At 66.4% G+C, this 14800-nt stretch carries 12 protein-coding genes; 8 read left to right on the forward strand and 4 right to left on the reverse strand.

Annotated features, from left to right (window positions below):
* Nucleotides 1-127: 127 nt before the first annotated feature.
* Nucleotides 128-541, reverse strand: a complete 414-nt coding sequence (locus G5A07_RS16675) for a heavy metal-responsive transcriptional regulator (protein WP_010484978.1) — start codon at nucleotides 539-541, stop codon at nucleotides 128-130.
* Nucleotides 542-727: 186 nt separating this feature from the next.
* Here G5A07_RS16675 and G5A07_RS16680 point away from each other — a divergent pair, with 186 nt between their 5' ends.
* From G5A07_RS16680 to G5A07_RS16715, 8 genes are all read left to right on the forward strand, one after another.
* Nucleotides 728-1795, forward strand: coding sequence for a helix-turn-helix domain-containing protein (locus G5A07_RS16680; RefSeq protein WP_019336511.1), 1068 nt, complete (start codon nucleotides 728-730; stop codon nucleotides 1793-1795).
* An 80-nt stretch (nucleotides 1796-1875) separates the two neighbouring features.
* Nucleotides 1876-2679, forward strand: coding sequence for a TlpA disulfide reductase family protein (locus G5A07_RS16685; protein ID WP_019336510.1), 804 nt, complete (start codon nucleotides 1876-1878; stop codon nucleotides 2677-2679).
* 30 nt (nucleotides 2680-2709) lie between these two features.
* Complete coding sequence (dsbG, locus tag G5A07_RS16690; RefSeq protein ID WP_010484982.1) at nucleotides 2710-3552, forward strand: thiol:disulfide interchange protein DsbG; 843 nt, start codon at nucleotides 2710-2712, stop codon at nucleotides 3550-3552.
* Between the two features lie 514 nt (nucleotides 3553-4066).
* Nucleotides 4067-5500, forward strand: coding sequence for a DcaP family trimeric outer membrane transporter (locus tag G5A07_RS16695; RefSeq protein ID WP_010484985.1), 1434 nt, complete (start codon nucleotides 4067-4069; stop codon nucleotides 5498-5500).
* Nucleotides 5501-5576: 76 nt separating this feature from the next.
* Entirely contained in the window at nucleotides 5577-6929 is a 1353-nt protein-coding gene (gene adiC / locus G5A07_RS16700) for an arginine/agmatine antiporter (RefSeq protein WP_005410068.1), read from the forward strand.
* 20 nt (nucleotides 6930-6949) lie between these two features.
* Nucleotides 6950-9238, forward strand: a complete 2289-nt coding sequence (locus tag G5A07_RS16705) for an Orn/Lys/Arg decarboxylase N-terminal domain-containing protein (protein WP_043402035.1) — start codon at nucleotides 6950-6952, stop codon at nucleotides 9236-9238.
* Between the two features lie 28 nt (nucleotides 9239-9266).
* A complete protein-coding gene (locus tag G5A07_RS16710) occupies nucleotides 9267-10169 on the forward strand; it encodes a cation diffusion facilitator family transporter (RefSeq protein WP_043402038.1) in 903 nt (300 codons plus the stop codon).
* Between the two features lie 184 nt (nucleotides 10170-10353).
* Nucleotides 10354-10788: a Rid family hydrolase gene (locus G5A07_RS16715; RefSeq protein ID WP_019336507.1), complete on the forward strand. Its 435-nt coding sequence runs from the start codon at nucleotides 10354-10356 to the stop codon at nucleotides 10786-10788.
* On the opposite strand, the gene G5A07_RS16720 is transcribed toward G5A07_RS16715, so the two are convergent.
* Genes G5A07_RS16720 through G5A07_RS16730 form a run of 3 tightly spaced genes read right to left on the reverse strand, consistent with a single transcriptional unit; the run spans nucleotide 10785 to nucleotide 14749 of the window.
* Entirely contained in the window at nucleotides 10785-11498 is a 714-nt protein-coding gene (locus G5A07_RS16720; protein ID WP_010484995.1) for an energy transducer TonB, read from the reverse strand. The two genes, G5A07_RS16715 and G5A07_RS16720, sit on opposite strands and share 4 nt — an antisense overlap.
* Nucleotides 11491-12291 carry a ChaN family lipoprotein gene (locus G5A07_RS16725; protein WP_019337902.1) on the reverse strand — a complete coding sequence of 267 codons (801 nt, stop codon included), beginning with the start codon at nucleotides 12289-12291 and terminating at the stop codon, nucleotides 11491-11493. Before G5A07_RS16725 ends, G5A07_RS16720 begins: the two co-directional genes overlap by 8 nt.
* On the reverse strand, nucleotides 12278-14749 hold the full coding sequence (locus G5A07_RS16730) for a TonB-dependent receptor (protein WP_191863642.1): 2472 nt from the start codon (nucleotides 14747-14749) through the stop codon (nucleotides 12278-12280). The genes G5A07_RS16725 and G5A07_RS16730 overlap by 14 nt, the downstream gene beginning before the upstream one ends.
* Between the last annotated feature and the right edge of the window lie 51 nt (nucleotides 14750-14800).

Below are 14800 nucleotides of genomic sequence, written 5' to 3' on the forward strand. Positions count from 1 at the left end.
ATGCCATGCAGGCGCTCTCCCAGCTGAGCTATGGCCCCACGTCGCTGAGGAGCGAAATAATAGCCCTGCCCCAGGGGGTTGGCAAGCATTTGTTGCACTTTTCTTCACGTGCGTTGCGAAGCCGATGTCAGTCGCCTTTCGCCTGTGCAACGTTGTCGGTCAGTGCCGCCAGGATCGGGCACTGGTCCAGCGTGCCGTGACCGGGGCAGGCGTCGACCAGCTGCGAAAGTGCGGTGTGCATGCGCTGCAGCTCGGCCATCCGTTGCGCGATGTCCTGCAGGCGGGCCTGCGCGGTGTCGCGCACGCTGCCCATGTCCTGCGAGTGCTGATCGCTCAGTACGAGCAGCTCGCCGATCTCTTCCAGGCTGAAGCCCAGCGCCTTGGCGCGGCGGATGAATCGCAGCCGGCGCAGATCCTGCTCGCCGAAGATGCGGTAGCCACCCGCCGAGCGGGCCGCGGTCGGCAGCAGCTGCTGTCGTTCGTAGTAGCGCACCGTATCGATCGGCACGCCCGCCTGGCGGGCCAGTTGTCCAATGTTCATGGCGGATTCCTGCGGATGCTGCCGGCCATTGTGAAGCCTGGAGTCTGGTCGAGAGTCAAGGCTTGGCCCGGGTGCGCGCATTCAGCGCACTTTGCAACTTTCTTCATAGCCCCGCCGATGGGCCAGTTCCTACCCTTCGCCTGAACCGGCCGTTCGATGGCCTGCAACGAACCGAGGAGGTGGTCTGTGGAAGGATTCAGGAACGAAGGATTCGTCGAGATCGCGGTGGTTGAATACCCGGGAGGTGATCCGTCTGCCGCCTCCGTACTGGCCGAAATGGCGCACGTTGCCAATCGCCTTGCCCAGCAGCAGCGCCGGCCGTTCAAGCGGGTGCTGGTCACCCGCTGGATCGTGCCGGCCAGCCAGACTGGTGTGCACCGTATTGCGGGTGCGGAAATGCTCGATGCGGCCATCCCGGCTGTGATTGCGGTTCCCGGCCAGATCAGTGCCGGCGCGTGCCTGCGCGCGGATGAGGTCCTGCTGGACTGGCTGCGCGCGCACTATGACGGTGGCAGCCTGCTGGCCGCCGCCAGTGATGGCGTCAGCGTGCTGGCACGGGCCGGATTGCTGGCCGGGCGTACGGTCAGTGGCCCCGATCTCGGGCGCCATCCAGGCCTGCAGGCGCAGGCCGCGAGCTGGGTGCCGAGCGAGCGGGCGCTGGTGGATGACGGCGACCTGCTGACGGTCGGCGGGGGCCAGGCCTGGCGCTTCCTGGGCCTGCGGCTGTTGTACCGGCTGCATGGGCAGGGCGTGGCCAGTGCGGTGGCGCAGCAGCTGGGCATCACCGTGCCCGCCACGATCCAGCAGGATCTGGAACGCTTCAGCGCCAACTTCGCACATGGCGATCGTGATGTATTGAAGGCACAGCGCTGGTTGCACACCACGGCGGCACGCGGCGCCACCCTCGCCGCGATCTGCGAAGTCTCCGGATTGGAGCCGCGCACGCTGCAGCGGCGGTTCCTCAAGGCCACCGGCCTGCGGCCGATCGAGTACTGCCAACGGCTGCGCATCGCCAAGGCGCAGACCCTGTTGCAGCAGGGAGCGGGTATCGATGAGGTGGCCTGGGGCGTCGGCTACGCCGATCAGAGTGCGTTTCGCCGGTTGTTCCTGCGCATCGTTGGCATGACGCCGGCGAACTATCGGCGTCACGTCAGCAGCAAGCGCCGCGAGCGGCCCTTGATGCCGTCGGTGGCGGGCAGTCTGCGCGGGCTGCAATCGCCGTCGGTGATGCAACTGGGGCGCAGCGCGGCCTGATGCGGGCAGCATCGTCGGGCTTGCAACCGGAGCGCGACACTTCGACCATGCAGCCAGTGGACGATTGAACAGGTGGTCTGATGTCGAGCGTTGGGCCGGTGCCGATGCCGGTGGTATTGATTCTCGTGTGCGTAGTGCTGGCGATGGCCGTGGCGCGTCTGTGGCCACGCAGGAAGGACGGCATGCCGCTGCCTTCCGCACCCAGCATGGTTCTGGACATGCTGCTGGTGGGCCTGCTGTGTGGTCGCATCAGCTTCGTGGCCTTGAACTTCGCGCTGTATCGCGAGGCGCCGTGGAGCATTCTGCAGATTGCCGATGGTGGCTACCACCTCGCGGTTGTCCTGGTTGCGGGATTGGCATGGGGACTGTGGCGGTTGCGCGCATGGCGGGCGTTGCGCGCCCCGGTGCTGGGCGCGGCGTTGGCAGGTGTGCTGCTCTGGGCGGGCGGCAGTCAGCTGTTGTCCGCCTGGCAGGAGCGGCGGATGCCCTTGCCGGTATTGCAGGTTGCTGATCTGCAAGGGGGCAGAGTGGATCTCCAGCAGTTTCGTGGCAAGCCACTGGTGCTGAACCTGTGGGCCAGCTGGTGTGGTCCCTGCAGGCGCGAGATGCCGGTCTTGGCAGCGGCACAGCAGGCACATGCGGACGTGCAGTTCGTGTTCCTCAACCAGGGTGAAACCCTTGAGGAGGTCCAGGGTTTCGTTGCGCGCGAACGGCTCCTGCTGGGCAACGTATTGCTGGACGATGACGCTGCGGCATCCACGGTGCTGGGTGTGCAGGCCTATCCCTCGACCCTGTTCTTCGACGCCGAAGGGCGCCTGCGTGAACTGCACCTCGGCGAACTGACGGCAGCGGGTCTTGAACACAAACTGCGCCGGCTGCGGTAGCCTGCGCGGGCATCTCACTACGGAGTTCCCATGTTGTCGACTTCCCTGCGCACCGCCCCGGCGGTGCTGTTGCTGCCGGTCCTGCTGGCATTGGCCGCCTGCAGCCAGGCACAGACGCCGCCGGGCAAGACCGCCGCGGCACCGGCAGCGAGCGCCACAGCCGCTGCCAACAAGGGCGATCGCCCTGCGGTGCTGAAGGGCATCGAGAAGCATGGGTTCGAGGTCGTCGCCGAATTCGATGCCCCCGGTGGCCTGCGAGGTTTCGCCGGCGTGGTCGGCGGCCAGCAGCCGGCAGCGGCCTATGTCACTGCTGATGGCAAGCATGTACTGGTCGGCAGCCTGTTCGATGCGGAGGGCAACGATGTAGCCGCTGAGGCCGTTGAGAAGCTGGTGGCCTCGCCGATGTCGGCCAAGATGTGGACCAAACTGGAATCCAGCGCCTGGGTACGTGACGGCAAGGCCGATGCGCCGCGCGTGGTCTATACCTTCAGCGATGCCAACTGCCCTTACTGCCACAAGTTCTGGGAAGCGGCACGGCCTTGGGTCGATGCGGGCAAGGTGCAGCTGCGTCACATCATGGTCGGCGTCATCCGCGAGGACAGCCCGGCCAAGGCGGCGGCCATCCTCGCAGCCCGTGACCCGAGTGCAGCGCTGCTGCAGAACGAGCACGATTTTGATCGCGGTGGCATCAAGGCGCTGCCGAACATCAGCCGCGAAATTGCTGGCAAGCTCGATGCCAATCAGGTACTGATGATCGAAATGGGCTTCCAGGGCACGCCGGGCATTCTGTTCCAGGACGCACAGGGCCAGGTACAGCGTCGTGCGGGCCTGCCGCAGGGTGCCGATCTGCAGACGGTGCTCGGCCCGCGCTGACTGGCGCCAGCTTCATGAAACATTGCACAGGCCCGCATGGCAGCATGCGGGCCTGTTGCATTCTGTGGCCGGCCTTCCGGTTGCAGGCCCGCGCAACGTTGGTTCATCGTCACGTCTGAATCGTGACTGACATCAAGCATCGCGCCTTGATTCCAATCAAGGCCAAAAACGACAGGCGGATTAGCCTGTGACGCATGGAATACAGCGTCACTGCGCGACGGATGCCGCGCTCGCCACACCCTGATCAGGGTCGGCCGGCACAGCCATTCACGACATTCTCACTCCGTGCTTGTTACCCAGACCGCTGCGGTCGCCACCTCTTTGGCAGCGCGGCCTTGATGGAGTCGACATCGGTGCGGGCAGGGCAGTGTCATCGTCCTGTTGCCTGCAGTGCGCAGGCTGGCCGCCGCCGTCGACGCAGTATCCGCATTTCCAGCAACTGCAACGTGGGGCCGGAGCCGCGCATGCGTGCGTTCGGCCTGCGAGATGAACATGGACGTCCAGGGAGGATGCAATGCGCGTGGCGGTACTGAGTCTGGCCTGCTTGACCGTATTGGCGATCACGCCGGCATATGCACAGGCTGATGACAAGGAGGACGCGCAGGCGCTGCGCCGTGAGATCGCGGCCATGCGTCAGGTACTGGAAGGCATGCAGCAGCGGCTGGATCGGCTTGAGCAGCGCAATGGCGCGGTTGTGTCTGCCGTCGCGCAGATCCCTGCGCCTGCGACCGCACCTGCAGGCGCTACCCATCTGCTGCATCCCACCCAGGTGCCGGGCGTGGCACAACCGGTGCTGCCGCAGCGTGAATCGGTGGCCGATCCTTCCACCGCGGCATCGCGACCGGACAGTGCGGCCGGCCCAACCGACCCGGATCTGAAGGGGTTCTTCGCCATTCCCGGCACCGATACGGTGATCCGCATTGGCGGCTACGCCAAGCTCGATGCCATCGCCGATTCGCGCGCAGCCGGCGACGAAGATCAGTTCATTCCTTCGTCGATGCCAGTGGGCGGCCGTCATCGTGACGTGTCCAATTTCAACATCCATGCCAAGCAGACCCGCTTCAGTTTCGAGGCGCGGCGCCCGACCTCGCACGGGAACCTGCGCTTCTACCTGGAGAACGACTTCTTCGGCAGCAGCGATGGTTACGAATTCCGCCTGCGCCACGCCTATGGCCAGCTCGGCAATACCTACGCGGGCTACGGCTATTCCAGCTTCATGGATCCGGACAGCTTGCCTGACACGCTGGATTTCGCCGGACCGGGTGGTGCGGGCTATCTGCTGGTGGCCGGCATCCACCACAGCTTTGCGATGGGCAAGGGCAACACCCTGACTGTTGCCGCCGAAGATCCGAAGACTGAACTTGCCGGTGCCAGCGATGAGCGCGCGGCGGTGAACCGGCTGCCGGATGTGACGGTGACGGCGCGCATGGAGCGCGACTGGGGCCACCTGCAACTGGGCGCGGTGGCACGCAGCCTGGCGTATGACGGTGACGATGAGCGCGACCGGCGCATGGCCGGTGGCCTGCAGCTGAGCGGATCGGCGTCGGTGGGCGAGCGCGACCTGCTGCTGTTCGGTGCCCTCGGTGGGCGCGGCCTGAGCCGTTACACCGCTGACCTGACCGGCTCCGGGCTGGACGCGGTGGTCGGTGCCGATGGCCGCCTTGATGCGCTGGACCTGCACGGTGGTTTCGTTGGCTACACCCATTACTGGTCCGAGCTGTGGCGTTCGAACCTGATCGTCGGCCAGCTGACCCTGGAGCGGAATGCTGCACTGGCGGCCGACGCATTCCGTCAGAGCCGCTACGGCGTGTTCAACCTGATCTGGAGCCCGGCACCGTCGTGGACGATGGGCATGGAGCTGCTGTACGGGCGCCTGGAACAGCAGGGCGGCGCGCGCGGCGACACGGTCCGGGTGCAGGGCAGCCTGCAATACAACTTCATCAAGTAAGCGCCAGCGGCGTTACGCCAGCGCAACCGTCCCCACGCCCGGCCGCACCGGGCTCATGCCAGTACAGGAGATTGTCATGGCAGAAGCAAAGAAGATCGGGGTGGTCGGAGCCACCTTCCTCGTCGCCGGCAACATGATGGGCTCCGGTGTGTTCCTGCTGCCCTCCAGCCTGGCCAAGATCGGTACCGCCTCGATCTGGGGCTGGCTGATCACCACCGCCGGTGCGCTGCTGCTGGCGTTCGTGTTCGCCAAGCTGGGCAAGCTGGCGCCCAAGGCGGGCGGTCCATACGCCTATGCGCGCGACTGGTTCGGGCCCTACATGGGCTTCCAGACCAACACCATCTACTGGTTCGCCAACTGGATCGGCAACGTCGCCATCCCGATTGCGGCGGTCGGCTACTTCAGCTACTTCTTCCCGATCCTGTCCGAGCCGCTGGTGCGCTGCATCGCGGTGCTGATCCTGGTGTGGGCGCTGAGCTTCGCCAATGTGATCGGCCCGGCCTTCGTCAGCCGCGTGCAGACGGTCACCACCAGCTTTGCGCTGGTCCCGATCCTGGGCATCGCCATCTTCGGCTGGTTCTTCTTCGATGCCGATATCTTCAAGGGCGCCTACAACGTGTCCGGCGAGTCGAACTTCGGCGCGATCTCCAGCGCCGCGGCACTGACCCTGTGGGCGTTCATCGGCGTTGAATCTGCTTCGGTCACCGCCGGCGTGGTGGAAAACCCGGAAAAGAACGTGGCCCGTGCCACCCTGGCCGGTGTGTTCCTGGCTGCCATCGCCTACATCGCCAGTTCCTCGGTGATCATGGGCATGGTGCCCAACGGCGAACTGCAGACCTCCGATGCCCCGTTCGCGCTGGCTGCGGCCAAGGCCGTCGGTGGCTGGGGCGGTGCGCTGGTCAGCCTGTGCGCCTTCATCGGCGCGGCGGGTTCGCTGGGCGGCTGGATCCTGCTGACCGCACAGAGCGCCAAGGCGGCCTCTGACGACGGGCTGTTCCCGAGCATCTTCAGCAAGACCAACAAGGATGACGTGCCGGTCAAGGGCGTGCTGATCGTAGCGGTGCTGATGACCCTGGCGGTGCTGGTCACCTCCACCTCGGAAACCGCGTCGGCACAGTTCGACGTCATCACGTCGGCCGCCGTGGTACTAACCCTGCTGCCCTACATCTACTCGTGCGTGGCCTGCTACTTCGTGGTCGAGCGTTCGCACACCCTGGTCCATACCGGTGCGTTCTGGACCCTGACCAGCCTGACCGTTGTGTACTGCCTGTGGGCGATCTACGGCTCGTCGGGAACCATCGTGCAGTACGCCTTCCTGTTCGTGCTGTTCATCACCGTGTTCTATCCCTTCTTCAGCGAGGAGCGCCGCCAGCAGCGGCAGCGCGCCCGCGAGGCATCGGCCATCAGCGCCGGCGCCCAGCGTTCCTGAGTTCGACAAGGAGAATCAACGTGTACTTCAAGTCCCTGGACTATCCGGTCATTGTCATCGACAACGACTACGAGTCGCCGCGCATCGGCGGCATCCTGATCCGCGCCCTGGTGGAAGAACTGCGCAGCAACGACCAGCGCGTGCTGTGCGGCCTGAACCTGGATGATGCGCGCGCCGGTGCCCGCACCTACGTGGCGGCCTCGGCAGTGCTGATTTCGATCGATGGCAGCGAAGAGGTGGATGGCGAGTTCCAGCGCCTGACTGCCTTCCTGCGTGAGCAGAGTGCGCGCCGCGCCAACCTGCCGGTGTTCCTGTACGGCGAGCGCCGCACCATCGAGAAGGTGCCGAGCAAGCTGCTCAAGTACATCCACGGCTTCATCTTCCTGTTCGAAGACACCAAGAGCTTCATCTCGCGGCAGGTGATGCGCGCAGCCGAAGACTACATGAAGAACCTGCTGCCGCCGTTCTTCAAGGCGCTGATCCATCATGCGGCCGAGTCGAACTATTCCTGGCATACGCCGGGCCATGCCGGTGGCGTGGCGTTCACCAAGTCGCCGGTGGGGCGTGCATTCCACCAGTTCTACGGCGAGAACACCCTGCGCAGCGATCTGTCGATCTCGGTGCCGGAGCTGGGCTCGCTGCTCGACCATACCGGCCCGATCAAGGATGCCGAGGAAGAAGCGGCACGCAACTTCGGCGCCGACCATACCTTCTTCGTCACCAATGGCACCTCCACCGCCAACAAGATCGTCTGGCACGGCACGGTGGCGCGCGGTGACGTGGTGTTCGTCGATCGCAATTGCCACAAGTCGCTGCTGCACGCGCTGATCATGACCGGTGCAGTGCCGGTGTACTTCACCCCAAGCCGCAACGCGCACGGCATCATCGGCCCGATCAGCCTGGACCAGTTCACGCCGGAGTCGCTGCAGCAGCGCATTGCTGCCAACCCGCTGGCCAGCCAGGCCTACCAGGCCGGTTCCAAGCCACGCATCGCAGTGGTCACCAACTCGACCTATGACGGCCTGTGCTACAACGCCGAGAAGATCGCTGATGAGATCGGCAGCGCGGTCGATTTCCTGCACTTCGATGAGGCCTGGTACGCCTACGCCGCGTTCCATCCGTTCTACGAGAACCACTACGGCATGGCCAAAGGCAAGCCCCGTGAGCAGGATGCGATCATCTTCACCACGCATTCAACCCACAAGCTGCTGGCGGCGTTCTCGCAGGCCTCGATGATCCACGTGCGCAACTCGGCGCAACGCAACCTGGACGCCGAGCGCTTCAACGAGTCGTTCATGATGCACACCTCGACCAGCCCACACTACGGGGTGATCGCGGCCTGCGACGTGGCCTCGAAGATGATGGAAGGCGAGGCTGGCCGTTCGCTGGTGCAGGAGATGCACGACGAGGCGATCGCGTTCCGCCGCGCGATGCTGCACGTCCGTGACGATCTGGGCCGCGACGACTGGTGGTTCAGTGTGTGGCAGCCGACCCAGGTCGAGCGCAGCCTGGACAAGGGTGATACGCCGGCGCCGCTGGTGGCCAAACGCGAGGAGTGGTACCTGCAACCGGATGCCCATTGGCACGGCTTCGAGAACCTGGTCGATGACTACGTGCTGATCGACCCGATCAAGGTGACCCTGCTGACCCCGGGCCTGGCGATGGACGGCAGCATGGGCAAGCTGGGCATTCCGGCGGCGGTGCTCAGCAAGTTCCTGTGGGGTCGCGGCATTACCGTGGAGAAGACCAACCTGTACTCGGTGCTGTTCCTGTTCTCGATGGGCATCACCAAGGGCAAGTGGAGCACGCTGGTCACTGAGCTGATGGCATTCAAGGAACTGTATGACCGCAACGCGCCGCTGAGCCAGGCACTGCCGACGCTGGCGGCCGACTATCCCAATGCCTACGCCGGCTGGGGCCTACGTGACCTGTGTGATGCACTGCATGCGTTCAACCAGGAATTCGCGGTGGCCAAGGTGATGCGCGAGATGTACGTGGATCTGCCGACCCCGGTGATGACCCCGGCCGATGCCTACAACCACCTGGTGAAGGGCGAGATCGAGCGGGTCGACATCGAGCAGCTCAGTGGCCGCGTCGCCGCGACCATGCTGGTGCCGTACCCGCCGGGCATTCCGACCATCATGCCGGGCGAGCGCTTTGGCGACAGTGACGAGCCGATCATCCAGTCGCTGCGCATCGCCCGCGAACAGAACGCTCGTTTCCCGGGCTTCGAGTCGGACGTGCACGGGCTGATCATCGAGCAGGAGGGTGATGCGGTTTCGTACAAGGTGGAGGTGCTGAAGGCCTGACCGGCAACGGTCGGCCGTTCGGCGGACGATGGATACCGCGCGCGAGCAACGCATCCTGAAGTTCTCCATCGGGGTCACCCTGGCGGTGAGCGCGGTCGGCTTCGGCGGTGGCCTGCTGGTGGGATCGCAGGCCATCCTGTTCGATGGCGTGTACAGCCTGGTCGACGTCGCGCTGACCCTGGTGTCGTTGTCGGTGCTGCGGCTGGTGGCGCGGGAACAGAGCCCGCGCTTCCAGTACGGCTACTGGCACCTGGAGCCAATGGTCGAGGCACTCGGTGGGGTGATCCTGTCGCTGGCCTGCGTGTATGCGCTGGCCAACGCGGTGATTGGCTTGACCACGGGCGGGCATGAAGTGAAACTCGGGCCCGCGCTGTGGTGGGCGGCACTGCTGAGTGCCAGCAACCTGGCGATGGCGCTGTTTGTCGCCCAACGAGCGCGGCATCTGCGCTCGGCGCTGTTGTGGCTGGACGTGCGTGGCTGGCTGCTGGGTGGGTTGATGAGCCTGGCGGTGGTACTGGCCTTCGTACTGGCCCTGGCCCTGCAGGGGGGCGAATGGCACCACTGGGTGCCGTACCTGGATTCGATCGTGCTGGCGTTGATCAGCCTGGCGGTGCTGCCGGTGCCGGCGCGCAGCGCGTGGAAGGCCATGCGTGAAGTACTGCAGGTGGCGCCGGATGATCTGGACCGGCGCGTGCAGCAGGTGATGCAGGCATTCGTGGCCGAGCGCGGTTATGCCGGTTTTACCAGTCACGTGGCGAAGATGGGGCGGATGCGCTTCATCGAGATCCATGTGCTGGCCGACCCAGGTACGCCGCTGGGGTCGGTGGGCGAGGTTGATGCGATGCGCGATGAGATCGCGGTGCGGCTGGATGCGCGCGGCAGCACGTTCTGGCTGACCATCGATTTCACGGCATCCCCGGCGTGGACGTGAGCGGGGAACGGTAGAGCCGAGCCCATGCTCGGACGCCATTCGCGCAGCGCAGCGGAGCACGGGCTCGGTTCTACACGTCGGCGTGATCGTTGCGCGTGGCAGACCGGTCTGTTGCACCGGATCCGTTTGACCTCAACCTGGGTTGAGGTCACAGACTGCCTGCAACCCCCACGAGGCGCGCGGCATGAACCTGCTGACCACACCGGACCTCAGCCATGGCCTGCTGGAGCTGTCCAATCCTCCCGGCCTCTACGACCCTTCCGCGAACGGCTACTCCCACGTGGCGGTGGTGCGCCTGCCAGCACGGGTGATCCATGTCGCCGGGCAGGGCGGTGAAGATGCCCAGGGCCGTCTCTCGCCCAGTTTCGAAGACCAGGTCGGGCAGGCGCTGGACAACCTGCAGACCGCGCTGCGCTCGGCGCAGGCAAGCCTGGCTGATGTGGCGCGGTTGCGCATCCTGGTGGTGGACCACGACGAAGACCGGCTGGGCATCATCGCCCATCAGGTGCGGCGGCGCTGGCCGAACCGCGCCGCGCCCACCTGCACGCTGATCCCGGTGCCGCGGCTGGCGCTGGACGGCATGCTGTTCGAGATCGAGGCGGAGGCTTATGCCGCCTAGCGCAGGTAGTACTCCACCGGCACCACCAGCTCCTGCGGTGCCTTCAGTTCATCGGGAATGGGCGGCAGCGGCTGCGCGCGACGGAAGGTCTGCAGTGCGGCGTCATCGAGCATCGGCTGGCCACTGGACTGCTCCAGCCGCAGCGCCAGCAGGCGACCTTCGCGGTCGATGCTGGCCCTGACCCACGCAGTGCCCTGCTGCCGGCGCGAGCGCGCGGCGGCAGGGTAGTAGCGGTAACGCTCCAGCCGCGCCATCAGGCGGGCTTCCCACTGGTCGCTGGCGGCGCCGGCCTGGAAGTCCGCCGGTGGCGCGTCTGGAGCGGGCGGCGCGGCCGTGATCGATGCCGGTGCGGGACTTGCATCGGTCGCGGCCGCAGGCGGGGCGACCGGCAGTGGCTGGCGGCCCGTGCCACCCGTTTCGCTGGCGGCCAACTCGCCCTCGCGCGCCGCCGTAGGCTTGGGTGGCGGCGGCGACTTTGTGGGTTGCGATGCACGCGCCTGCTGCGCCTGGCTGGGGGTTTCGGCCTGGCGCTCCTCTACCGGCTGTGGCGGCGTGGCCGGTGCCAGCAGGCGCAGGCTGATGCGCACGTCCTGCTCCGGCGGCGGCAGCATCGGCGGCATTGCGACCCAGTGCACCAACAGCAGCAGTGGCAGCAGATGCAGGACGACGGTGATCGCGATCGCCTGCCAGTGTTGGCCACGCTCACTCATCGTCCAGCACCCACAGCAGATCGGCATCAGCTGCATCGACGGTTTCACCCGGTGAAGCCAATGCGATCACCAGCGCAGGCGTATCCGGTGACAGGTACCCCGGTACCCCGGTACCGCGCAGTACATGCCAGCGACCTGCTACCAGCAGCGCTGGCGCGGGCGCATCGAGCAGCACCCGCGCCATGCGCGTATCGCGGGCCTGTTGCACGGCCAGCATCCCTTCCAGCATCGGTGCCGCGTCTGCGTGCTGGGCCAGCACCACCGCCGACAGGCGCTGGCGGGCAGCGGCCAGCGGGAATCGCACGCCCTCGGTCGAGGCCAGCAGCGCGTTGACCTCGGCACGCGACAGGTTGCCGCCGAACAACGGCGTGCCTGCATCGGCAGCCTCCCGTACCAGGTCGCCATACGCGGCCCACGGCCAGCGCGTATCCCAGTCCAGCAGTTCCCGCAGGCGTGCACCTTCGGCCTGGTGGCCCTTGGCCAGCCAGCGCTGCACGCGCTGCAGGCGTGGCTGGCGCTCGCTGGCGATCATTTCCAGCACCAGTGAACCTTGCGGGCGCTGCCGCTGCAGGGCCTGCAGCAGCCAGCGCTGGGCGGCGTGGTCTCCGGCGAGATCATGGCGTTCACCCAGCAACAGCCGCTGGGCGTCCGCCGCGCGTGTCACGAATGCGGCTTCGTCCAGGTGCTGGCCAGTGGCCAGGTCGATCACTGTGCCGGGCACCGGCTGCGCGCCAGCCACCGCGGCCAGCGCGAGCAGGCATACGGGCAGCCAGTGACGGCTAGAACGCCACATTGACGCCCATCGAGACGGTACGGCCGCGGCCGTTGCCGCGGTCCAGGATCGGGCTGAAGATGCTGTCGATCGAGGCATTGTTGTCATAGGCCTTGTTCTGCAGGTTTTCGATGTTCAGCCACAGCGTGGTGTTGGCCTGGGGCTTGAAGCTCGCGTAGAAGTCCAGCAGCACGCCGGTGCCGCCGGTCTTGCGGGTCTGGAAGAAGTCGTAGCCCTCCTCGGTGGGCCCGGAGTACGCGGCGCGCAGGCCGGCCTGCACGCGCTGCTGCCACCAGCGGCCGCCTACGTCCAGGGTCCAATAGCGGTCCGGCAGGGCGGTGATGTCTTCCAGGTTGACGAACTCGATGGCCGGTGCGCTGGTGCGCGAGCGGGTCCAGCTGAGCGTGGCGTGGTAGTGCTCGCTGGCGTAATGCGCCTCCAGCTCGATGCCGCGCATGCGCACCACGCCGGGATGGTTCATCCAGCGGGTCGTGGCGGTGAAGTCGTCTGCATCCAGCACATCGGTCCAGGCATTGAGCTGCGGATCGCTGTCGATCGGCACCACCAGCGGTTCCACTTCCGGCGGATGCACGATCAGCAGGTACTGCGGCTTGATGTAGTCGCGGATGCGGTTGTCGAAGCGGGTGACCCGCAGCTGTGCCAGGTCACCCTCGACCAGCAGCGAGTCAGTGCTGAGGTTGGCGCCGAACTGCAGGTTGCGCGAGCGCTCGCGGCGCAGGAACGGATTGGCGCCGATGCCGTCGGCGACGCTGGCGTCCTCCAGCGGGATCTTCTCGAAGAACATCTCCTGCACGCGTGGCGGCCGTGATGTGCGCGAGACCTCGGCAAACAGCTGCAGCCAGTCAGTGGCCTGCAGTGAAACCGCCAGGCTCGGGCTGAGTGCGCGCTCGCTGCGACGCACGTCGATGTCGCCGCCATTGATCTCCGCGCACTGGCCGGGCACATCCGAGCACACCGGGATGTGGCCACGGATGCCGAAGCGGTCCTGGCGCAGGCCGGCAGTCAGCGCGTAGATGTCGTACTGCAGTTCCAGCGTGCTGAACACGCTGTCCAGCTGGCTGCGACCCTGCGGGTTGGCACCGCGCAGGATGGGCGTATCGGCCACATAGATGTCCGACTGGTGCTTGATTCCGGTGTTCCAGCGCGCCTGCAGTGCGCCGATGTCGAAGCGACTGGTGTTGTCGACGGTCCAGCTGCTCAGGCTGCTGTGGGTGCGGCGGCCGATGTAGCTTGAATCTTCCACCGGCGGATAGAACAGCCGGGTCTTGTTGCTCGCGAAGGTCGCGCGCAGGTCGATCCATGGCGAATAGGGCGTGTAGTGGTAGCTGGCGCGCTGGTTGCGCGCGGAAATCTGCCACGGGTAGTTGTGGTAGAAGTCGTTTTCGTAACGCATGTGGCTCAGGTCCAGCCGATGCTGGTCGCTGGGCTGCAGGCGTGCTTTCAGCAGCCAGCTGCTGGGCTGCTGGTTGCCGGGGTCTGCGTTGTTCTTCTGCCCACGCGCGGTCGCGTATTCGCTGCTGCGGCTGCTGCTGGCGGCGGCCAGCAGGCCGAACTGACGGTCGCCACCTTCTTCGCTGTGGCGCCATGCACCGGCGAAGGTGCGGCCGCTGCCATAGCCGTTGTTGCCATGGCGATAGCCGGCGCGCAGGCCCCAGTCACGGCCCTCACCCAGCAGATCGTCGATATCCAGGGTGCGGAAGTTGGCACTGCCGGCCAGCGTACCAGCGCCGTCACCGCCAGCGACCGCACCGCGCTGCACGTCCACACCGGCCAGCAGGAAGGGATCGACATAGGCGAACGGACCGCCCGAACCATGCCCGGCATTGTTGCGGAAGGTCTGGGTGACACCGTCGATCATGGTGTTGACCCGGCCGGCACCGGTCATGCCGCGGATGTTGACCTGCAGGCCCGGCTGGCTGCGCGAATGGAAGCTGTGGGTGCCGGGCATCGAGCGCAGCAGGCTGTTGCCTTCCTGGCGTTCGGCCATCGCCACGCGCTCGCTGCCGACCGAGGGCGCAAAGCCATCGCGGGTGGCCGGTACATACTGGCTGGCGCCGGCGCCCGGTGCCTGGCCGTGCGCGGTAGTGCCCTGCACCCGCAGCGGGCCGGTGCGACGGCTGCCATCGGTGCGTTCAGCCGGCGCCGGTTCCAGGGCGGCGCGGCGCGCATCGACGAAGCGCGGTCGCAGGCCGCTGCCTGCCAGCAGGCGCGACAGGGCCTGCGCATCGTCGAAGTCACCGCGCAGAGCAGGGGCCGAATGACCGGCAGGCAGCGCCGCGCCGATCACCAGGTCGACACCGGTCAGCCGGCTGTAGGCGTCCAGCGCGGCCGCCAGCGGCTGGGCGGGCAGATCGTAGGTGCGTGTGGCGGTCTGTGCGTGGGCACTGCCGGGCAGCAGCGGAAGGGCGCTGGTGCAGGCCAGCGACAGGGCAAGCACAAGAGGGCGGGGGCACAGCATCGGGGGCTCCAGGGGCTGACGCAGAACGTCGTCATCCTGGGTAGACGCAGT

Source organism: Stenotrophomonas sp. AS012628, from assembly GCF_010608305.1.
Taxonomy (GTDB): domain Bacteria; phylum Pseudomonadota; class Gammaproteobacteria; order Xanthomonadales; family Xanthomonadaceae; genus Stenotrophomonas; species Stenotrophomonas geniculata.